The 19,258-nt window shown below is 65.6% G+C and carries 19 protein-coding genes; 6 read left to right on the plus strand and 13 right to left on the minus strand.

Annotated features, from left to right (window positions below; all coding sequences use genetic code 11):
* Nucleotides 1–10: 10 nt before the first annotated feature.
* Nucleotides 11–2,392 (minus strand): heavy metal translocating P-type ATPase, encoded by a 2,382-nt coding sequence (locus tag KVO92_RS14960; RefSeq protein WP_217476349.1) that lies wholly within the window; start codon nt 2,390–2,392, stop codon nt 11–13.
* A gap of 158 nt (nt 2,393–2,550) precedes the next feature.
* On the opposite strand from KVO92_RS14960, the gene KVO92_RS14965 reads away from it, so the two are divergent.
* Nucleotides 2,551–2,742 carry a heavy-metal-associated domain-containing protein gene (locus tag KVO92_RS14965; RefSeq protein WP_217476350.1) on the plus strand — a complete coding sequence of 64 codons (192 nt, stop codon included), beginning with the start codon at nt 2,551–2,553 and terminating at the stop codon, nt 2,740–2,742.
* A gap of 37 nt (nt 2,743–2,779) precedes the next feature.
* Here the strand turns inward: KVO92_RS14965 and KVO92_RS14970 are convergent, their stop codons facing one another.
* Nucleotides 2,780–3,409 (minus strand): TetR family transcriptional regulator, encoded by a 630-nt coding sequence (locus tag KVO92_RS14970; RefSeq protein WP_217476351.1) that lies wholly within the window; start codon nt 3,407–3,409, stop codon nt 2,780–2,782.
* A gap of 203 nt (nt 3,410–3,612) precedes the next feature.
* Between KVO92_RS14970 and KVO92_RS14975 the strand changes: the two genes are divergently transcribed.
* Complete coding sequence (locus KVO92_RS14975; protein ID WP_217476352.1) at nt 3,613–4,809, plus strand: Bcr/CflA family multidrug efflux MFS transporter; 1,197 nt, start codon at nt 3,613–3,615, stop codon at nt 4,807–4,809.
* Between the two features lie 41 nt (nt 4,810–4,850).
* Here the strand turns inward: KVO92_RS14975 and KVO92_RS14980 are convergent, their stop codons facing one another.
* Nucleotides 4,851–5,864, minus strand: a complete 1,014-nt coding sequence (locus KVO92_RS14980) for a zinc-binding alcohol dehydrogenase family protein (protein ID WP_217476353.1) — start codon at nt 5,862–5,864, stop codon at nt 4,851–4,853.
* A gap of 105 nt (nt 5,865–5,969) precedes the next feature.
* On the opposite strand from KVO92_RS14980, the gene KVO92_RS14985 reads away from it, so the two are divergent.
* A complete protein-coding gene (locus KVO92_RS14985) occupies nt 5,970–6,890 on the plus strand; it encodes a LysR family transcriptional regulator (protein ID WP_217476354.1) in 921 nt (306 codons plus the stop codon).
* A 30-nt stretch (nt 6,891–6,920) separates the two neighbouring features.
* Here KVO92_RS14985 and KVO92_RS14990 read toward each other — a convergent pair whose 3' ends face one another.
* The 3 genes from KVO92_RS14990 to KVO92_RS15000 form a co-directional block, all read right to left on the minus strand.
* A complete protein-coding gene (locus KVO92_RS14990; RefSeq protein WP_217476355.1) occupies nt 6,921–7,871 on the minus strand; it encodes an adenosine deaminase in 951 nt (316 codons plus the stop codon).
* A 508-nt stretch (nt 7,872–8,379) separates the two neighbouring features.
* Complete coding sequence (locus KVO92_RS14995; protein ID WP_217476356.1) at nt 8,380–8,670, minus strand: hypothetical protein; 291 nt, start codon at nt 8,668–8,670, stop codon at nt 8,380–8,382.
* Between the two features lie 146 nt (nt 8,671–8,816).
* Entirely contained in the window at nt 8,817–9,407 is a 591-nt protein-coding gene (locus KVO92_RS15000; protein WP_217477267.1) for an IMPACT family protein, read from the minus strand.
* A 194-nt stretch (nt 9,408–9,601) separates the two neighbouring features.
* On the opposite strand from KVO92_RS15000, the gene KVO92_RS15005 reads away from it, so the two are divergent.
* Nucleotides 9,602–9,931 (plus strand): four-helix bundle copper-binding protein, encoded by a 330-nt coding sequence (locus KVO92_RS15005; RefSeq protein ID WP_217476357.1) that lies wholly within the window; start codon nt 9,602–9,604, stop codon nt 9,929–9,931.
* A gap of 82 nt (nt 9,932–10,013) precedes the next feature.
* Here KVO92_RS15005 and zigA read toward each other — a convergent pair whose 3' ends face one another.
* Both zigA and dksA read right to left on the minus strand, forming a co-directional pair.
* Nucleotides 10,014–11,216, minus strand: a complete 1,203-nt coding sequence (zigA, locus tag KVO92_RS15010; RefSeq protein WP_217476358.1) for a zinc metallochaperone GTPase ZigA — start codon at nt 11,214–11,216, stop codon at nt 10,014–10,016.
* A gap of 9 nt (nt 11,217–11,225) precedes the next feature.
* Nucleotides 11,226–11,630, minus strand: a complete 405-nt coding sequence (gene dksA / locus KVO92_RS15015; protein WP_217476359.1) for an RNA polymerase-binding protein DksA — start codon at nt 11,628–11,630, stop codon at nt 11,226–11,228.
* Nucleotides 11,631–11,849: 219 nt separating this feature from the next.
* Between dksA and KVO92_RS15020 the strand changes: the two genes are divergently transcribed.
* Nucleotides 11,850–12,470, plus strand: a complete 621-nt coding sequence (locus tag KVO92_RS15020) for a LysE family translocator (RefSeq protein WP_217476360.1) — start codon at nt 11,850–11,852, stop codon at nt 12,468–12,470.
* Nucleotides 12,471–12,540: 70 nt separating this feature from the next.
* Here the strand turns inward: KVO92_RS15020 and KVO92_RS15025 are convergent, their stop codons facing one another.
* From KVO92_RS15025 to KVO92_RS15035, 3 genes are all read right to left on the minus strand, one after another.
* Nucleotides 12,541–13,725 (minus strand): MFS transporter, encoded by a 1,185-nt coding sequence (locus KVO92_RS15025; RefSeq protein WP_217476361.1) that lies wholly within the window; start codon nt 13,723–13,725, stop codon nt 12,541–12,543.
* A gap of 86 nt (nt 13,726–13,811) precedes the next feature.
* A complete protein-coding gene (locus KVO92_RS15030; protein ID WP_217476362.1) occupies nt 13,812–14,798 on the minus strand; it encodes a GlxA family transcriptional regulator in 987 nt (328 codons plus the stop codon).
* A 109-nt stretch (nt 14,799–14,907) separates the two neighbouring features.
* Nucleotides 14,908–15,714, minus strand: a complete 807-nt coding sequence (locus KVO92_RS15035; RefSeq protein ID WP_217476363.1) for a helix-turn-helix transcriptional regulator — start codon at nt 15,712–15,714, stop codon at nt 14,908–14,910.
* A gap of 92 nt (nt 15,715–15,806) precedes the next feature.
* On the opposite strand from KVO92_RS15035, the gene KVO92_RS15040 reads away from it, so the two are divergent.
* A complete protein-coding gene (locus tag KVO92_RS15040) occupies nt 15,807–16,265 on the plus strand; it encodes a carboxymuconolactone decarboxylase family protein (protein WP_217476364.1) in 459 nt (152 codons plus the stop codon).
* Nucleotides 16,266–16,303: 38 nt separating this feature from the next.
* Here KVO92_RS15040 and KVO92_RS15045 read toward each other — a convergent pair whose 3' ends face one another.
* Together KVO92_RS15045 and KVO92_RS15050 are read right to left on the minus strand one after the other, a co-directional pair.
* Nucleotides 16,304–16,762, minus strand: coding sequence for a hypothetical protein (locus KVO92_RS15045; RefSeq protein ID WP_217477268.1), 459 nt, complete (start codon nt 16,760–16,762; stop codon nt 16,304–16,306).
* A gap of 262 nt (nt 16,763–17,024) precedes the next feature.
* Entirely contained in the window at nt 17,025–19,250 is a 2,226-nt protein-coding gene (locus KVO92_RS15050; protein ID WP_217476365.1) for an esterase-like activity of phytase family protein, read from the minus strand.
* Nucleotides 19,251–19,258 lie beyond the last annotated feature (8 nt).

The raw sequence follows: 19,258 nt of genomic DNA on the forward strand, positions 1-19,258 counted from the left end.
GTTCGATGGATCATTCCCGCGGCTTCCAGCGCTTGAGCAACAACGCGTTGCTGACCACGCTGACGCTCGACAGCGCCATGGCGGCGCCAGCGACCACCGGGCTGAGAAAGCCCAGGGCAGCCAGTGGGATCCCGACCAGGTTGTAGATGAACGCCCAGAACAGGTTCTGCTGGATCTTGCGGTAGGTGCGCCGGCTGATCTCCAGCGCCGCTGGTACCAGTCGTGGGTCGCCGCGCATCAGGGTGATACCCGCGGCATGCATGGCCACGTCGGTGCCACCGCCCATGGCGATGCCGACATCGGCGGCGGCCAGGGCCGGCGCGTCGTTGATGCCGTCGCCGACCATGGCGACCACGGCGCCGCCTTGCCTCAGCTCGGCGACGACCGCGGCCTTGTCCGCTGGCAGCACCTCGGCGTGCACGCTGTCGATGTGCAGGGCTTCGGCCACCACACGGGCGCTGCCGCGGTTGTCACCGGTGATCAGGTGGCTGCGGATATGACGGGCCTCGAGGCCGGCGATGGCGTCGGCGGCGCCCTCCTTAAGGCTGTCGCCAAAGGCGAACAGGCCGAGCACGCGCGGTTGCGGAGCGGTTTCCACCAGCCAGGAGAGGGTGCGGCCTTCGCCTTCCCAGGCTTCGGCTTTGCTCGCCAGCTCGCCTGGCTGCAGGCCGCTGTCGTCAAGAAGTCTGCGATTGCCCAGCGCCAGCGAGCGACCGTCCAGATCGCCGGCGATGCCGCGACCGGTCAGCGACTGGCTGCGGTCCACGTCGGGCACCGTCAGGCGCTGTTCCTCACAGCGCTCCAGCACCGCCCGCGCCAGGGGATGCTCGCTGCCGCGTTGCAACGCACCGGCCTTACGCAATAGCGCCGCTTCATCACCATCGACCGCGTAGAGGTGGACGATGCGCGGCTTGCCCGACGTCAGGGTGCCGGTCTTGTCGAACGCGACCGCAGTGACCGCATGCGCCACTTCCAGCGCCTCGGCATCCTTGATCAAGATGCCGTGGCGTGCCGCCACCCCGGTGCCTGCCATGATCGCCGCAGGAGTGGCGAGGCCGAGGGCGCAGGGGCAGGCGATGACCAGCACGGCCACTGCATTGATCAACGCGACCTCCGCCGGCGCCCCTGTCAGCAGCCAGCCGGCCAGCGTCAGCAAGGCGATGACCAGTACCGACGGGACGAACACCTGGCTGACCCTGTCCACCAGCTTCTGGATCGGAGCTTTGGCGGCCTGGGCGTCTTCCACCAGGCGAATGATGCGAGCCAGCACGGTTTCGCCGCCGAGTGCGGTGGTGCGGACCAGCAGGCGGCCTTCGCCGTTGATCGCACCGCCGGTGATGCGGTCGCCGGGGGCCTTGGCCACTGGCAGGCTTTCGCCGCTGATCAGCGCTTCGTCGGCCTGGCTTTCGCCCTCGATCACCTCACCGTCGACCGGGAAGCGCTCGCCGGGTTTGACCAGTACCAGATCGTCCAGCCGCAGCGCGGCGATGGCGACATCCTCTTCGCGTCCGTCAACGACGCGCACAGCCCGATCCGGCCGCAGGGCTTCGAGGGCGCGGATGGCGGCGCTGGTCTGGCGCTTGGCCCGGCTTTCCAGGTATTTGCCCAGCAACACCAGCGCGATCACCACGGCAGACGCTTCGAAATACAGATGCGGCATGGTGTCGGCCGGCGCGATCCACCATTGGTAGAGGCTCAGACCATAGCCGGCGCTGGTTCCGATCGCGACCAGCAGGTCCATGTTGCCGGTGCCGGCGCGTACGGCCTTCCAGCCCGCGACATAGAAGCGCGCACCGAGTATGAATTGCACCGGGGTCGCGAGCAGGAACTGAACCCAGGGCGGCAACATCCAGTGCAGGCCCAGCAAGTCGCCGACCATCGGAACCACCAGCGGCGCCGCCAGCAACAGTGCGGCGAGCACGGCCAGGCGTTCGCGGCGCAGGCGCGCCTCGCCGCCGTCGGCCGACGGCTGGCTGCTGTCGATGGCCTGGGCCTGGTAACCGGCGGCCTCCACCGCCTGGATCAGTAACGACGGATCGAGGTTGCCGAGTACCTCGATGCGGGCGCGCTCGTTGGCCAGGTTCACCGTGGCGCTGCGCACGCCGGGCACCTTGAGCAGGGCGCGTTCGACCCGGCCGACGCAGCTGGCGCAGGTCATGCCGTCGATGGCCAGTTCCAGGCTTTGCACCGGCACGCCGTAGCCTGCCTTCTCCACCGCGGCGACCAGTCCGGCCAGGTCCGCCTCGTGGGCCTCTATCCGCACCTGCTCTGCGGCGAGGTTCACCGCTGCGGTGTCGACACCGGGTACCTTGAGCAGGGCGCGTTCGACACGGCCGGCGCAGCTGGCGCAGGTCATTCCGCTGATCGGCAAGGTGTAGGTTGCGCTGGTCATGGTCCGCTCCCGCATTGGTCTGGTGCGATGGATGTTCAACCTTGACCTGGTGGCAAGGTCAAGTCGAGCAACAGAGTGTCGCAGCCTGGTCTATTGACCTTGCCGGTGTGGCAAGGTTGAGCATGACACCGTGATCTTCAATCCAGAGGAGTGTTTCGATGCAGCAATTCAACGTGAAAGGCATGACCTGCGCCCATTGCGAGCGCGCCGTGACCCAGGCGATCCAGTCGCGTGACGGTGAGGCCAAGGTCGACGTGGATCTGGCCGCAGGGGTGGTGCGGGTCGATAGCCGCCTCGATGAAGCGGCGATCCGCGAGGCGATCGCCGAGGAAGGGTACGAGGTCCAGTAACCGGCGAGTGGCGGGCTGGTAAATGTCGCCGCCGGGCTTACTGAACGGCGGCGCTGTCCCAGTTCTTGACCAGCCCGCGGAACAGCGGGTCGATCAGGGCCGCGCTGTCCTGTTCCGGATCGAACAGCGTCGAGTCCCGCGTCCAGTCGCTGAACAGGCCGACGATCAGTGCGTGCAGCGTGCGTGCTGCCAGGCGCGGGGTGACGCCCGGGTAGAGGCTGTCCGCTGCGCTTTGCAGCATCTTTTCGCACAGCTCGATGAACAGATTGATGAAGGCATGATGGCGCTCTTCGGCTTCGCGCAATTCTTCGGTGAATTCGCAGCGGTGCAGGAGGATGGTCATCACGCGGCGCTTCTGTTCGTCCCGCGCCAGGGCGCTGACACCCTCGACGCAGAGTTCGCGTAACGCCCTCAGCGGCTGCTGCTGCGTACAGCTGCACAGCCGCTCGGCCATCTGTTCGGGCGGCAGGCGCACCTGGTTGAGCATTTCGTGGAACAGGTGGGCCTTGTTCTGGAAATGCCAGTACACGGCGCCACGCGTCACGCCGGCATCCCGGGCGATCTGATCAAGGCTGGTATGCGCCACGCCCTTGTCGAGAAACAGTCGCTCGGCGGAGGCGAGCAGGGCGATGCGGGTCTTTTCGGCGTCTTCTTTGGTTCTTCGCATGGTCGGCTACGGCAGCTCAAAGCAGGTCAGGTGGCCCCTGGAGGGCGGGCAGCGCGGAGTTCATCCTTCAACTTCTGCAACTTTGCTTGTTTACAATCGTCTGTGTATGTAACAGCATCTCAGCTTCTCTGTAAACGATCGTTCGCCGCCGTGGTTCGCCTGCGGCGGCGTTTCGTCTTTTTTGCGCTCTACGAGTTCAGTTCATGCCACTGCCTATTCTCTTGATCCTCGGCGCGCTCAGCGCCTTCGGCCCGTTGGCGATCGATTTCTATCTGCCCGCCTTCCCAACGATGGCGCGCGCTTTTGCCACGGATGTCGAACATGTGCAACTGTCGCTGGCGGCCTATTTCGTCGGCCTTGCGCTCGGTCAACTGATCTACGGTCCGGTGGCCGATCGCTATGGCCGTCGCAAGCCGCTGCTGGTTGGCGTCACGCTGTTCACCCTGGCGTCGCTGGCCTGTGCCTTCGCGCCCACGCTGGACTGGCTGATCGCGGCACGCTTCGTTCAGGCGCTGGGCGGATGCGCCGGCATGGTGGTGACCCGGGCGCTGGTGCGAGATCGTTGCGATCCGGTGCAGGGCGCGAAGGTGTTTTCCCAGCTGATGCTGGTGATGGGCGTGGCGCCAATACTCGCGCCGCTTGCCGGTGGGTTGTTGCTCAACAGCTTTGGCTGGCAGGCGATCTTCGTGTCGCTGACCGCCTTCAGCGCGGCATGCGGCGTCGCGGTGGCGCTGCGTCTGCCGGAAACGCTGGCGGCCGACGCGCCCCGGCCGCCGTTGCGCGGCACCTTCCCGCGCTATGTCACGCTGTTGCGTGATACCGAATTCGTGGCCTTCGCGCTGGCCGGTGGCGTCGCCATGGCGGGGATGTTCGCCTACATCGCCGGCTCGCCGTTCGTGTTCATCGAGCTCTATGGGGTCCCGGCCGATCAGTATGGCTGGCTGTTCGGCAGCAATGCGGCGGGTTTCATCATCGTCTCGCAGATCAATGCGCGACTGCTGCGCCTGCGCGGGCCGGGGTTCTGGCTGCGGCGCTTCGTCTGGTTCTATTTCGCCTGCGCTGCGATCTTGCTGGTGCTCGCCTGGAGCAAGCCGGCCGTGCTCTGGCCGTTGCTGATTCCGCTGTTTGCCGGGCTGGCCAGCCTCGGCAGCATTCTGCCCAACGCCACCGCCTGTGCCATGGCCAAGCAGGGCAAGCAGGCGGGGCTGGCTTCGGCGTTGATGGGCAGCCTGCAATTCTGCGTCGCCGCCCTGGCGTCGGCCTCGGTGGGATGGCTGCACAACGGCACGGCCGTACCCATGGCCTTGGTGATCGCCCTCTGTGCGCTATCGGCCGCATGCCTGGCCTGGTACACCGGCCAGCTCGATGGTGCGCAACGGCGCAAGGCCGCCTTGTCCTAGGCGGCCCCAACCGGGCGACGCTGTCCTGGCATGGCGGGTGGTCAGAACCCCTCGAGAACGATCTTGCCCTTGGCCTTGCCGCTTTCGATGAAGGCATGGGCGCGGCGCAGATTCTCGGCGTTGATGGTGCCGTAGTGCTCGCCCAAGGTCGTTTTCACCACGCCACCGTCGATCAGCTCGGCGACCCGGTTGAGCAGTCGGTGCTGTTCGATCATGTCCGGCGTCTGGTACAGCGAGCGGGTGTACATGAACTCCCAGTGCAGTGACAGGCTCTTGCGCTTGAGCAGGCTGATATCGAGGCTCGCCGGGTCGTCGATCAATGCCAGGCGACCCTGGGGGCGCAGCGTTTCGACGATTTGCGGCAAATGTGCGTCGGTGTGGGTCAGGCTTGCCACGTGGGTCACGTCGGCGATACCCAACCGCTGCAGCTCGGCCGCCAAGGGCTGGCTGTGATCGATCACCTCATGCGCGCCCAGCTCGCGCACCCAGGCCTGGGTGTCGCTACGCGAGGCGCTGCCGATGACCTGGAGGCCGGTCAGTTGCCGCGCCAGCTGGGTGAGGATCGAGCCGACCCCACCCGCTGCGCCGACGACGAGCAGGCGCTGATCGCGGTCTTCCTGGCCTTCGCTGATCTGCAGGCGTTCGAACAGCAGTTCCCAGGCGGTGATCGAGGTCAGGGGCAAGGCCGCCGCATCGGCAAAGCCGAGCGTGGCGGGTTTACGACCGACGATGCGCTCGTCGACCCGATGCAGTTCGCTGTTGGCGCCCGGGCGATCCAGCGCTCCGGCGTAGAACACTTCATCGCCCGGCTTGAACAGGGTGACCTCGCTGCCCACCGCGCGCACCACGCCGGCGACGTCCCAGCCGAGCACCTGATGCTGGCCGGCCTCCGGCTGGACACGCATGCGAATCTTGGTGTCGACCGGGTTCACCGAGATGGCGCGCACTTCGACCAGCAAGTCACGCGGGCCGGGTGTAGGGTCGGGTAGTTCGATATCGAGCAGCGAGCGCGGGTCGTCGACAGGTAAGGACTGCTGGTAACCGATGGCTTTCATCACGTTCTCCGTTAGCGGATTGAGCGGGTTGCAGCCATGTTCGGCTTTCACGTCATGAAGAAAAACCGCATATTGCGCAGAGGCTCTTTCAACGGATTTTTGAAAATGCTGCGCACCGATGACTTGCAGGTCTTCGTTCTGACTGCCGAATTGGGCAGCCTGTCCGCCGCCGCCCGGCGCTTGGAGCTGTCGCCCGCGGTGGCTAGCGCCGCGCTCAAGCGGCTGGAGGCAGGCCTGGGCTGTCGGCTGTTGGTGCGTTCGACGCGTAGCCTGCGGTTGACTGGCGAGGGCGAGCAATACCTGCCGCATGCGCGGTCGGCCCTGCAAAGCCTGCTGGATGGTCAGCGATTGCTCGCCGGTGGCAAAGCGGCCATCAGCGGCCCGCTCCAGCTGTCCGCGCCGTCGGACTTCGGTCGCAACGTGCTGCTGCCCTGGCTCGACGAGTTCCAGCTGCAGCATCCGCTCTTGAGCCTGCGGCTGCTGCTGGCCGACCGCAACGCCGATCTCTTTCGGCAGCCGGTGGACTTCGCTTTGCGCTACGGCCAACCGGAAGATTCCAGCTTGGTGGCGCTGCCGGTGGCACCGGGCAATCGACGGGTACTCTGCGCATCGCCTGCCTATCTGGCCGCCCATGGCGCGCCGCGCAGCCTGGCCGAGCTCGCCGGGCACAACTGTCTGCGCTTCATGCTGGCCGGGCGGGTGCACGAGCGCTGGTGTTTCTACGAGGGGCGTCGCGAACTGGCGCAGCTGGTGAGCGGTGATCGCGTCAGCGATGACGCCGATGTGGTGCGTCGCTGGGCATTGGCGGGGCGGGGTGTGGTGTACAAGTCCTGGCTGGACGTCGCGCACGATGTGCAGGCGGGGCGGTTGCGCGTGCTGCTGCCCGACATGCTGGGCGAGGCGGCGCCGTTGAACCTGATCTGCGCGCATCGGGCGCATCTGGGTGAAACGCTGCGGTTGTTACGTGAGCACCTGAGCGAACGGTGCCGGGCGTTGCTCGAACCGGCCCCATTCACCTCGCGTTGAGGCGGGCCGCGATGGCGGCCCGGCTTATCCTCATTGGGCCAGGCGCGCGTCCAGGCTGTTCTGCGCCAGTCGCCGTGCCTGATCCTCGGTCATGCCCAGGCTCTCGTGCAGGGCCATGAAGTTCTCGGTCACGTAGCCGCCGAAGTAGGCCGGATCGTCCGAGTTCACCGTGACCTTCACGCCTTGTTCCAGCATCTGCAGGATGTTGTGCTGGCTCATGTCGTCGAACACGCAAAGCTTGGTGTTGGACAGCGGGCAGACGGTGAGCGGGATCTGCTCCTCGATCAGCCGCTCGATCAGCCTGGGATCTTCAGCCGCGCGCACGCCGTGGTCGATGCGGCTGACCTTGAGCAGGTCCAGCGCCTGCCAGATGTAGTCCGGCGGGCCTTCTTCCCCGGCATGGGCAACGGCGAGGAAGCCTTCGGCACGCGCCTTGGCGAAGACGCGCTCGAACTTGCTCGGCGGATGGCCCATCTCCGAGCTGTCCAGGCCGACGGCGAAGAAGGCGTCGCGGAACGGCATGGCTTGCTCCAGCGTCTTGAACGCTGCTTCTTCGGGCAGGTGCCGGAGGAAGCTCAGGATCAACCCGCTGCTGATACCGAGCAATTCGCGTCCGTCAGCCAGTGCGCCGCTGATGCCACGCATGGCGACTTCGAACGGGATGCCGCGGTCGGTGTGGGTCTGTGGATCGAAGAAGGGTTCGGTGTGCACCACGTTCTGCTCTTCGCACTTCTGCAGGTAGGCCCAGGTCAGGTCGTAGAAATCCTGCTCGGTGCGCAGCACGTCGGCGCCGGCGTAATAGAGGTCGAGAAATTCCTGCAGGTTGCCGAAGTTGTAGGCGCTGCGCAGCGCATCGACGTTGTCCCAGGGCAGGGCGATCTTGTTGCGTTCGGCCAGGCGGAACAGCAGCTCGGGTTCCAGGGACCCTTCGAGGTGCAGATGCAGTTCGGCTTTAGGCAGTGCGTTGAGCCAGTCGTACATAGGGGCGTCCCGTGAGAAAGGAAAGCGACATTCTAACCAGCTGCTGGCGTTGACCCCAGGGTCAATTCTGCGACGCAGCACGGCCAGCGACTTTGGCTCGGTAGCACGAGCAGATGAACAGGATATGACCAGCCGATGGAAGGCGCCGTGCCGCCTGGCGTACGGGCGGCTTTGCAGAGCCTATCAACAGAGTTTTCCACAGGAAATGGGCATAACACTGAGGTAAAAGCTGGCTTTTTGCTGCTATTGCTATGCCTTGCGGTTCGGCGGCTATCTGGCCTGAAAAATCAATCACTTAGCGTACAAGCGAGACGGATTAAACGCAGTTGGCCAAATAATGGCCAATGCCAGCAAAGCCTCGGCGCGTCTGGCTTGCAGCGGCTCATCCAAAGGTTATCCACAACGCCGCGCACAGTAATCGGGGACAAGTCCACCACGAAAAAAGGCCATGCGGCGCTCAGGTCCGCATGGCCTTGGATGCGTCTGCCTGGACGCAGGGGGCTGGCTGTCAGTTCTGCGGGGCGGTACCTGGAGCCGGCTCGCTGGGCTCGACGGGTTCGCCAACATCCGGCTCGTCGTCCTCCGGCATGGTCACGTCGACGTCTGGCACGGTAACGGTCTTTTCCTTGGTGCCGACGTCCACGTCAGGCGTATCGACATCGTACTTGGGCAGCTTGCCGGCTTCGACGTCGACGTCCGGCATCTTGCCTTCCTCGGTCTTCTCGACATCGCAACCGGCCATGCCCAAAGTCGCGACCAACAGGGCTCCGGGGACGAGCCACTTGTAATTGCTTTTCATTGTTTGTCTCCTCTCTCGCAACGGAACGCGCTCGAACGCTGTTCCAGACAATCGGCGGGACATGCACAGTCAAGTCGGCTGGCCCAACGGCAGGCGCCGTTGTAATAGGGACTTCACCCTGCCGGCGCAGTTCAGCGCGATTGCCGTCAGGCCTCGTCCGCGTGCAGGACGATACGGCCGCGACTGAGGTCGGCAAGGGCACGCTGCAGGGCGGGTTGTTGTTCGATCGGCAGGGCCAGCAGCAGCTCGGCGCCGTCCGCGTCGAAGGTTTCCGTCTCGATGAGCGCGTCGAACTCGGGCAGGCGGGCCTTGATCAACGCCAGCTCGGCGAAGCGGCAATGGCAGTGGCAGCGAACCCGCGCCACCAGCGGCAGGCGCTCACCAGCCTGCAGGCACTTGGCGGCCGAGCCGCCGTAAGCGCGCGCCAGGCCGCCGGTGCCCAGCTGGATACCGCCGAACCAGCGGGTCACCACCACCACGACCTGGTCGCAGTCCTGGCCTTCGATGGCTGTGAGCATGGGGCGTCCGGCGGTGCCACCGGGCTCGCCGTCATCGCTGAAACGGTACTGTTGGCCGATCTTCCAGGCCCAGCAATTGTGCGTCGCCGTGCTGTCGCTGACCGACTGGATAAACGCCTGAGCCTGCTCCGGGGTCGCGATCGGCGCGGCGTGGGTGACGAAACGGCTCTTGCGGATCGTTTCCTGGTATTCGCAAGACGAGGCGAGCGTAAAGGGCATCGGGCTGGCGGCGCTGGTGGAGGAGGGCGCCATTGTAACGAGTCGCCATGGCTCGGGTACCGGTCGTCGCAGGACCGCCCGGCTAGTGGGCTGAACTTCTTCCGCCGGGGCGCCGCCCAAACTTTGAGCACCTTGCCAGTCAGCGTATGGCGCGCGCCGGGTGCTGCCGATCAATGTCCGAGGGAGGAAGCGATATGCTCAACGCCAAGTACCAGTCCTGCATCGAAGCCTGTTCCAACTGCGCCATCGGCTGCGAGACCTGCGCGGCGTCCTGCCTGCGCGAAGATGATGTGAAAAAAATGGCGCGCTGCATCGAGCTCGACCGCGATTGCGCGGACCTCTGCGCCCTGGCCGCCGTGCTGATGGCCCGCGACAGCGCCCAGGTTCAGGCGATCTGCAAGCTGTGCGCGCAAGCCTGCCGCGAGTGCGCCCGGGAATGCGGGCAGCATCAGATGGATCACTGCCAGGTGTGCGCCGAGGCTTGCCGCCAATGTGCCGAAGCGTGCGAAAAGATGGCGGCCTGACGGGCCTGCCACCGAAGGGCCGGTCCCGACCTGGTCTTCGCGCCAGGCGCGTTATCGGCGGCCATGAGCGCCGGGCCAGCGCCTAGGCAACCTCCTGCTGCCACGAGCCGAACGGGTCCGGCATTCGCAGCCAGTGTTCCGGGCCGAGGTTCCACTCGACATCGCTGAGCAGGCAGGCATCGAGTTCGGCCCGTAGCTGGTCGAAGTCGATGTGCTGGCCGATGAAGACCAGTTCCTGGCGGCAATCGCCGCTGTCATCGCTCCATTTCGAGCGGATCGCCGCACGCGATTCCTCGTCTGCCGGCCATTGCGCATCGGGCACGAAACGCCACCAGCGTCCCGCGTAGGCATAGCGCATCAGCCCGCCCGCCTGAGACCAACTGCCCGCTTCCTGTGGGCGGCTGGCCAGCCAGAAGTAACCCTTGGAGCGCAGCAGACGGCCGTTGCGCCATTCGCGGTTGAGAAAGCTGTGAAAGCGCTGCGGATGGAATGGGCGCCGCGCCAGGTAGGCCATCGAGGCAATGCCGTATTCCTCGGACTCGGGGACATGCTCGCCGCGCATCTCCTTGAGCCAGCCCGGCGCCTCGGCCGCGCGTGCGAAGTCGAACCGTCCGGTATCGAGGATCGTCTCCAGCGGCACTCGGCCCATGGTCATGGGCAGTATCTCGGCGTGGGCGTTCAGGCGGCCGAGGATGGCGGTCAGCTCGTCGCGCTCGGCACTGGAGATCAGGTCGATCTTGCTGATCAGGATGACGTCGGCGAATTCGACCTGTTCGATCAGCAGGTCGGTGATCGAGCGCTCGTCGTCGTCCCCCAGGGTCTCGCCACGGCTGGCCAGGCTTTCGGCTTCGTGGAAGTCGCGCAGGAAGTTCACCCCATCGACCACGGTGACCAGGGTGTCCAGACGGGCCAGGTCCGCCAGGCTCTGGCCCTGCTCGTCGCGAAAGGTGAAGGTTTCCGCCACCGGCAGCGGCTCGGAGATACCGGTGGACTCGATCAGCAGATAGTCGAAGCGACCTTCACGGGCCAGCTTGGCCACTTCCTCGAGCAGGTCTTCGCGCAGCGTGCAGCAGATGCAGCCGTTGCTCATCTCCACCAGCTTCTCTTCGGCGCGGTTGAGGCTGACGTCGCGCTGCACCTCGGCGCCGTCGATGTTGATTTCGCTCATGTCGTTGACGATCACCGCCACGCGGCGACCGTCGCGGTTCTTCAGGATGTGGTTGAGCAAGGTGCTCTTGCCGGCACCGAGAAAGCCGGACAGCACAGTGACAGGGAGGCGGTTCATGGTGGTCTCTCAGGCGGTTCGTTGGTGTTTTTCGCGCTGTTCCTGGCGCTCTTTGGCTTCGATGCACAGCGTCGTGGTGGGCCGTAGCAGCAACCGTTTCAGGCCGATGGGCTCGCCGGTTTCGGCGCACCAGCCGTACTCGCCACGGGCCAGGGCATCGAGCGAGTCGTCGATCTTGTCGAGCAGCTTCTTCTCCCGCTCCAACAAGCGGAGCTGCCAATGGCGCTGTTCTTCGGCGGTGCCGATATCGGACGGGTCGCTGCTGGGTTCCTGCTCGCGCAGTGCCTGGAATTCATCGGCGATGCGCGCCTGCAGTTCGGTGCGTTGGCGTAGCAACAAGCTGCGAAAAAAGGCTTGTTGGGCCTCGTTCATGTAGGCATCGGCGGGTTGGGCGAGGAGTTCGGCTTCGGTCATGGTGGGTGCGTGCATAGGGTGGATATGCATTAGTTATAACATAACATAAATGTTCGATGTACTTTGCTTCGACGCGATCAAAGGCGATGAAGGCGATCGGAACGCCGGGTGATCTCAACCGAACCGGAGGGCGCGCTACACTGCATCCCCGCCGCGTTGCCATATATCGGGTCTCGGCCAAGTCTGTAACGCTTACGCGGCTGCTTCTGGAGATAGCCCATGAGCTTGACGACATTGCTGCTGTTTCTACCGGCATGCTTCGCGCTGAACATGGCGCCGGGGCCAAATAATCTGCTTTCGATGACCAATGCGAAGCGCTACGGCATTCGCGTGGCCTGCTATGCGGGTATCGGCCGGCTCATTGCGTTCGCCGGCATGATCACCCTTGCCGCGACGGGGCTCGCGTCGATTCTTTATGCATCGGAAAAGCTGTTCTTTGCGATCAAGCTGGTCGGCGGCCTTTATCTGCTATGGCTGGCCTATCAGCTATGGCACGCCGAGCCTTCGGGTGGCGACAGCGGCGCGGTGGTGCACAGGCGTGTTCTTGACCTTGCGCAGCAGGAGTTCTTGCTGGCCGCTGGCAATCCCAAAGCCATATTGATCTTCACGGCGTTCCTGCCTCAGTTCGTCGATCCTTCGGGTGACGTGGGTGTTCAGTTCCTCGTGCTTGGGGTTTGCTTTCTGATACTCGAATGGGTGGCCATCGCGGGCTACGCGTACTTCGGTAGCGCGCTGAGGCATTGGTTTTCCCGCCCGTCCATGCGGCGAGTCTTCAACAGGGTGTGTGCGGGGCTGCTCGCTGGCGCGGGGGTGGGGCTGCTCCTGGCGCGTAAAGACTGACTCGCCGGCAAGGAGCTCCGGTTCCAACGGCAGGCTCAGCACCCGCGAGCTGGCGCGACTTTGCTACGCCTTATGCCATCTGCCGCTGCCGTCGCCGATAGACCTCGCCCAACTGCACCAGCACGACCAGTGTCACGATCGGCAGCAGCCCGAGGTTCACCGCCGCCCAGCCAGCGCCCGCGATAAGCGCGCCCGACGCGAAGGACATCAGGGCCGCCACGCTGCCGTTGCTCAGCTCCATCAGTCCTTGCGCCTGTGCGCGCTCCTGCGGCGTGTGGCCCTGGCCCAGCTGGGTGGTGCCGGCGACCAGCATGAGGTTCCAGCCGATGCCGAGCAGGCAGCTGCTGATCAGGAAATGCGCGTGGCTGACGCCGAGCAGGGCGACGACCGCGCTGGCGATCAGCAAGCCGCCGCCCAGGCAGGCCACCAGGCGGCTGCCCAGACGATCGACCAGCGGTCCGGCGATGAAGGCCGGCAAGAACATGCCGAGCATGTGCCACTGAATAACCTGCCCGCTGGCCTGCAGATCGAAGCCCTCGCCGTGCATGGCCAGGGGAGTGGCGTTCATCACCAGGATCATCAGCCCATGACCGGCCGCCGTCGTCAGCACAGCGGCCCTGACCGTCGGACGGGCGAGCAGCTCACGCCAGGGCAGCGCGACAGCAGACGGCGCGGATACCGGGGCGCGGGCGCTCGGTAGCCCGACCAGCACGAAAAAGCCCGATGCGGCGAGCACGGCGATCAGCAGGTAAGGGCCGGCGAAGGGGAGCGCGACCAGTTCGCGAGCCGCCGCGCCCAGCGAGGGGGTGATCAGCGCGGCAACCACGCCGCCACCGATGACATAGGCGGTGGCGCGGCCCCGGTGGGTGTCGCTCACCGCTTCCATGGCGGCGAAGCGGTAGTACATCGCCGAGGCCTGGTAGGCGCCGATGGGCAGTGCACCGAGGCAGAACAGCGCAAAGCTGTCGAGCCGGAGCGAAAGCGCGCAGATCAGCCCGCCCGCTACACCCGCCAGGGCACCGGCGAGAAACCCGAGCCGACGGCCATGGCGCTGCATGAGCCGGGCGATCGGTTGCAGCGCTAGCAGCCCGCCAAGCATCAGCAACGCCAGCGGCAGGGTGGCGAGGCCCGCGAGCGGTGCCAGTTGCAGGCCGACGATCGAGGTCAGGATGATGCCGGTCATCGAGCAGGACCAATACAGCGCCTGGGCGAGGAATAACCGCAAAACCTGGGGGTTGCGCAAGAGCAGAGGCATGAAGGTGTCCTTTTCAAGGCGAGCGGGCACAGCCGTACCGGGCACCTGCCAGGCCTGCTGCGGAGGGTTAGCGACGAAAGGTGAGATCAGCCGAAGCGCTGCGAGAAGTCCCGAGGGCTGACTGAGAGGTGCTTCTGGAAGCTGCGGCGCAGGTTTTCCGGATGGCCGAAGCCGGTCAGCCGCGCCACCGTGGTGATCGACGCTTCGGCGCCGAGCAGCAGGTTGCGCGCCGCCTCCAGGCGCAGGCGTTCGATGTAGCGCCCCGGGCCCATACCCACTTCCTGGTTGAACAGGCGGCACAGCGTGCGTGGGGTCATGTGCGCCTGGTCGGCCAAGGCTTCGATACTCAGATCCTCACCCAGATGGCCAGGGATCCACTCAAGCAGCGCGGCGAGCCGGGCTACGGCACCGCTGGGTGCGGCCAGCATCGGGCTGAACTGCGTCTGCCCGCCGGGACGACGCAGGAACATCACCAGCCGCTGCGCGACGGCAAGCGCCAACGCACGGCCCAGATCCGCCTCGACCAACGCCAGCGCCAGATCGATGCCGGCCGTGACGCCAGCGGAGCTGAACAGATGCGCGGTGGCCGGGTCCGCCGGGTTGAAGGTATGCAGGCTGTCGCCCTGCACATCCACTTCCGGGTAATCGGCCAGTGCCTGCAGATCGGCCCAGTGCGTGGTCGCCTTGCGCCCGTCGAGCAGCCCCGCATCGGCCAGGATCAACGCACCGGAACACACCGAACCCAATCGCCGTACCCGCGGTTCGGCCTCTCGCAACCAGTCGAGCAGCGGACGGTTGTGCTGCTGCGCCCGGACGCCTTGGCCACCCGGCACCAGCAGGGTGTCCAGCGCGGCCGGGTCCGTGTCCGCCCAGGCTGCGTCCGCGACCAGCTTCAACCCGGCAGAGGTGGCGCACGGCCCTGGCGTCTCGCCAAGAAGCAGCAGACGGTAATGGGCCGGCCAGCCCTGCCGCTGCCGTTCGACATTGGCCGAGGCGAAGACCTGCATCGGCCCGGTAACGTCCAGGCTCATGACGTCCGGGTAGATCAGGCAGGCAATGGTGCGAATGTCCATGAGGCACCTCCAGGAGAATGTAGGCAGTCTGCGTCCGTCGCCCCGTTGTCGCAATGACAAGGGCCCCACGGATCTTGCCAGCCTGGAGGGGGGCCGTGCTGTTCGGCGCCTATTGATCGGCCGCGCTTGCCCGCGATCGGTACTGCCCTGGCGTCATGCCGACGACCGCCTTGAAGTCGCGGATGAAGTGCGCCTGATCGCTGTAGCCACAAGCCATCGCGGTGTCCAGCAGCGGCTCACCCGCCCGAAGCTGGTGGCGCACCAGCGCCACACGCTGGATGCGGCTGTATTGTTTGGGCGTGAGGCCGACCTGATAGCGAAACAGGCGCTCCAATTGCCGCTGGCCAAGTGGAACCTCGCGCAGCAGGTCGGCCAGGCGTTCGCGGCCCTGGCTGGCGGCGATCCGGGTCAGCAGCAGCTGTACCGGTGAGCGGTACCCTTGCAGATCTCTGAGGCGCGCAAGCAGCGCCCGTTCGACCAGCGCTTGCTGCACGTCCCGGGTCAGATAGGCCAACTGCTCCGTCAGGTATGAAAGTCCTGGCCGGAGCCCGTCGGCATCATGGAAGCCGCAAAGCTCATCCAGGCTCATGCCGAAAAACGCGGCGCCCATGCCGGGGTGAAAGCGCACGCCCATGAGCTTGACCTGACCGGAGAGCTGCAGGCGCGTGCTGGTCAGCTGCGGACCGGCTACCAACATCCCGGGCCGGTGCGCGGCGCCATCGAACATCAGCGGATCGGCAAAGTTGAAAATGACGCCGCTGCCGCCGTCCGGGTGCAGCATCTGCTCGTCATAGACGCGCGAGGCGTCGCCTTCTAGCCACCAGAATCGCTGCACGTACCCAGCCAGCGCCGGGCCCGGCGCGCGGGCGACGAAACCCTCCAGGCAGGGCAGGCGTTCAAGGACGTTCGTGGACATGATGATCCCGGCGTTGAAATGACGAAAATCTACAATAGCGCAGTTGCAGCCATGCGTAGGCTGGCCTCACTTTCAACCGAGGAGTGATCATCATGCGCATGAACTACCAGGCCGCCGCCCCTGAAGCGGTCAAAGCCATGCTGGGACTGGAAACCTACCTGGCGCGTCAGAGCCGCAGCGAAGACGGCGTCGACAAGCCGCTCATGGAGCTGGTCAAGATTCGCGTGTCGCAGATCAACCACTGCGCGTTCTGCATCGACATGCACACCAAGGATGCCCGCGCCCTGGGCGAAACCGAGCAGCGCATCTATGCACTGAGCGCCTGGCACGAGACGCCGTTCTTCAGCGCTCGCGAGCGCGCCGCCCTGGCCTGGGCCGAGGCCAACACGCTGCTGCCGCAAGGCGTCTCGCAGGCGCTGTTCGAGGAGGTGCGCGAGCACTTTTCCGAGGCTCAGCTCACCAACCTGACACTCGCCATCGCGACCATCAATGCCTGGAATCGCTTCGGTGTCTCCTTTGCGCCAGTGCCGGGCAGTTACCAGCCGGCCTGACGCGCTGACGATCGCCACCCTGCCCGCGGCGGGGTGGCTCAGGGCGTGATCTGCTGGTTACCCATGGCGCAGAAGCTCTGCGCCTGCTTATCGGCGGGCAGGGCGCGCAGTTGCGTCATGCACTGGGCTTGGGTCGGGGTGCGAATCACGCTGAGCATCGCATCATCGTCGACGCGTATGAGGTAAGGCTGGGTGTAGCGTGGGCCGTCGCGCCAGCTGCTGAACTGCAGATCGCTGAAGGCGCAGCGATAGTGCATATGGCCGGAAAAACCTTTGAACCGATCGCTGCGAAAGATGTGCCGGTAATGCTGCCAGTCACGCGCTCGCTGCCCTTCGCGCACGGCCTCGAGACAGCCTTCCAGTTCGGTGATCTGTGGCTCGTAGAGGAACACGCTCTGAGCCAGACTGGAACCATCCAGTTGCATCGTGGCCACCAGGTAAAGCCGCTGTTCGGCCGCCTGCGCAGACAGTGCCATCAAAGAAACCAGCGTTAACATCCCTGCCTTGATCAATCTGCAATGCTCCTGAACTCGGTTGGCCTTCCCGTAAGGGAGGCGAACCGTAGCTGAGGGCAGCGCCTGGGCACAAGGGCGTGCGTCGCGCGCATGCCGGGAAAGCGGCGCAGTGGTCACGCAGATCTGTTGGTCAGCATCCGGCCGGGGTGACTGGCCGATCACATCACCGGCAGGTTCGGGCACCTGCCAGGCCTTGCCTATCCGCGCTGGCGGACGGGCAAGGCGGGATGCGGTTATCGCCGTCTCAGCGCGTGACAGTCCCCAGCCGCATGAAACGCGTCTCGCCGCTGGCATCGTCCACGCCGTCGTTGTCGGTGACGACGAACAGGCGGCCCAGTTTGTCCACTGCAGCCCCTTCGACCTTGTCCAGTCCCCAGCCGCCGGTGCTTTGCAGGTCCGGCAGAAGATCGCGCTCCAGGCGCTTGCTTACCAGCGGGAAACGCTGGCCTTCAGCGGCCGGCTGCGTGCCGCTCAGATCAATGCGGTACAGACGCTTGATCTGGGCCGCGGGGCCCTGCTGGTTGTCGCGCTCGATGACCAGGAACTGGCCATTGCCGAGCGAGGTGAGTTCGGACAGCCCGACCCAGCCGCCCTCAGGCGCAGCGTCGAGCGGGTAGTGGACGAAGCCCCATTCGCCGCTGGCCGGATTGAACACGCCGATACGCACCTTGCCGGACGGGTCGTTCTTCCACTCGCGCTGAAAGGCTACGTAGACGCGGGTGCCGGCGCCTTCGCCAACCACCGCAACGCCTTCGAAGCCGTTGCTCGTCTGCTGGGCCGCCACCGCTGCCGGCAGCGCAATTTCCTCGAGCACTTCACCTTTGGCGTTGGCGCGGATCAGCAGGTTCGGCCTGGCCTTGCCATTGCCTTCGGAGGCCAGCCAGAAGTCGCCGTTGCCGGCCTGGGCGATGCCTTCCAAGTCGTAGTCGACTGTCTTGCCAGCCTTGCGCAGCTCGATCTGGCCATCGATGAGGGCGGGCGTCTTGCTCGTGTCGACGGTGAAGATGCGCGAGGCCTTGTAGTAGCTGTCCGGCACGGCGTAGAGGCGGTTGTTCCGTGCGCGGTCCGCGACCAGGCCGCTGAGTGCGCCCCAGGGGATCAGCTGGCTGTCGGTCGAGCGGATCTGTGGATACGCCGCCGTTTTCGCGCCGTACTGGTAGATCGAGAGAGTCGAACGATAGCCATCCTTCGCCGAGTCTTCCTCGCTGCTGACCACCAGCAGGTTACGTGACGGGATCGGCAGGATGCCTTCCGGCCCCATGCCGGCCGGTAGCAGCTGATGCATCACCGGTGCCCAGGGCCGGGCCACGTCGTACACGGCGACCGCATTGCCGCGCTCGCTGCCGACGAAGAGGAAATCCTGCTTGCCGAAGCTCGCCGAGGCGATGCCTTCCGGCTCGATGCCCTTGTTCTCCGAGCGGCTTTCCGGGTAGTGGCCGGCGCGGATGAAGGCGTGCTCCAGCGACACCCCGGCGTCATGCCAGACGCGGCCGGTGTAGTCGAAGAGGGTGAAGCCGCGGCTGCCGCCCTGTTCGCCGTCGGCATCTTCGTAGTCGCCTTCGTTGGCCGTCGCCACCAGCGGGCCGACCCAGGCGATGGCGTCCGGCTCGCGGCGCTTGCCCTTGAGCACGCCGACCGGCTGGATGCGGTCGTTCTCCTCGACGTCGACGCCGTCCAGATCGACCTGGCCGGCGCTGAAGTGACGCAGCACGCGGCCGCGACGCAGGTCGATCAGCACGACGTGGTTGTTTTCCTGCAGGGTGACGGCGGCGACGTCCTGGTCGTTGATACTGACGTACTCGGGTTCGGGATCGTTCGGCGCGATCTCCGCCAGGCCGGTGAGGTCGACATCCCGCGTGCTCCAGCGCGTCGGCTGGCCCTTGAGGTCGACGATGCGCAGAAAACCGGCCGGCAACTGCGGCAGCAGCCCGTCATTCAGGTCTTCGTCACGCTCGTTCTCGATGGCCACCGCGGCATAGCGACCCTTCGGGCTGATGGCGATGGAATCCGGCTGGCCGCCCATGGGCAGCGTGGCGACGCGCTTGGGCTGTGCGGGGTTGCGGATGTCGAACACCGCCAGCACGCCATCGGGCTGGGCGAAACTGAGCGAGGTATTCACCGCAACCAGTGCAAAGTGCTGGTGCACGGCAACCGAGGTCGGCTCGCCTTCGAGCGGTACGAAGCCGACAGGCTTGGGCGATTGCGGGTCGCGAATGTCGACCAGGCCGATCCGTTGACCGGGGCTGTCGGTGTAGATCAGCGTGCGGCCATCGCGGCTGACGGCGGTGATTTCGGCCACCGTCTGTTTGGATACATCCTCATCGGCGCCGAGGTTGCGGTACACCGGGAAGGTCGCCACCCGTTCGAAATAGGCGGCGGCGCGCGGTGCGGCCTGTGATGTCAGGGGCAGCAAGGCCAGTGTCAGCGCAGTGGACAGCGCGGTGCGGGTCAGGCGGGTCGGCGTGATCATGGTGGCCT

Origin of the sequence: Stutzerimonas stutzeri (assembly GCF_019090095.1) — a bacterium.
Classification (GTDB): domain Bacteria; phylum Pseudomonadota; class Gammaproteobacteria; order Pseudomonadales; family Pseudomonadaceae; genus Stutzerimonas; species Stutzerimonas stutzeri_AN.

Bases quoted from the DNA above. Each gene is read 5' to 3' on its own strand.
- zigA (WP_217476358.1), bottom strand. From the start codon at position 11,216: ATGAACCGCCTCCCTGTCACTGTGCTGTCCGGCTTTCTCGGTGCCGGC.
- KVO92_RS14980 (WP_217476353.1), bottom strand. From the start codon at position 5,864: ATGAAAGCCATCGGTTACCAGCAGTCCTTACCTGTCGACGACCCGCGC.
- KVO92_RS15045 (WP_217477268.1), bottom strand. From the start codon at position 16,762: ATGTTAACGCTGGTTTCTTTGATGGCACTGTCTGCGCAGGCGGCCGAA.
- KVO92_RS15020 (WP_217476360.1), top strand. From the start codon at position 11,850: ATGAGCTTGACGACATTGCTGCTGTTTCTACCGGCATGCTTCGCGCTG.
- KVO92_RS15030 (WP_217476362.1), bottom strand. From the start codon at position 14,798: ATGGACATTCGCACCATTGCCTGCCTGATCTACCCGGACGTCATGAGC.
- KVO92_RS15000 (WP_217477267.1), bottom strand. From the start codon at position 9,407: ATGCCCTTTACGCTCGCCTCGTCTTGCGAATACCAGGAAACGATCCGC.
- KVO92_RS14995 (WP_217476356.1), bottom strand. From the start codon at position 8,670: ATGAAAAGCAATTACAAGTGGCTCGTCCCCGGAGCCCTGTTGGTCGCG.
- KVO92_RS14965 (WP_217476350.1), top strand. From the start codon at position 2,551: ATGCAGCAATTCAACGTGAAAGGCATGACCTGCGCCCATTGCGAGCGC.
- KVO92_RS15025 (WP_217476361.1), bottom strand. From the start codon at position 13,725: ATGCCTCTGCTCTTGCGCAACCCCCAGGTTTTGCGGTTATTCCTCGCC.
- KVO92_RS15040 (WP_217476364.1), top strand. From the start codon at position 15,807: ATGCGCATGAACTACCAGGCCGCCGCCCCTGAAGCGGTCAAAGCCATG.
- KVO92_RS14970 (WP_217476351.1), bottom strand. From the start codon at position 3,409: ATGCGAAGAACCAAAGAAGACGCCGAAAAGACCCGCATCGCCCTGCTC.
- dksA (WP_217476359.1), bottom strand. From the start codon at position 11,630: ATGACCGAAGCCGAACTCCTCGCCCAACCCGCCGATGCCTACATGAAC.
- KVO92_RS14990 (WP_217476355.1), bottom strand. From the start codon at position 7,871: ATGTACGACTGGCTCAACGCACTGCCTAAAGCCGAACTGCATCTGCAC.
- KVO92_RS15050 (WP_217476365.1), bottom strand. From the start codon at position 19,250: ATGATCACGCCGACCCGCCTGACCCGCACCGCGCTGTCCACTGCGCTG.
- KVO92_RS14985 (WP_217476354.1), top strand. From the start codon at position 5,970: ATGCTGCGCACCGATGACTTGCAGGTCTTCGTTCTGACTGCCGAATTG.
- KVO92_RS14975 (WP_217476352.1), top strand. From the start codon at position 3,613: ATGCCACTGCCTATTCTCTTGATCCTCGGCGCGCTCAGCGCCTTCGGC.
- KVO92_RS15035 (WP_217476363.1), bottom strand. From the start codon at position 15,714: ATGTCCACGAACGTCCTTGAACGCCTGCCCTGCCTGGAGGGTTTCGTC.
- KVO92_RS15005 (WP_217476357.1), top strand. From the start codon at position 9,602: ATGCTCAACGCCAAGTACCAGTCCTGCATCGAAGCCTGTTCCAACTGC.
- KVO92_RS14960 (WP_217476349.1), bottom strand. From the start codon at position 2,392: ATGACCAGCGCAACCTACACCTTGCCGATCAGCGGAATGACCTGCGCC.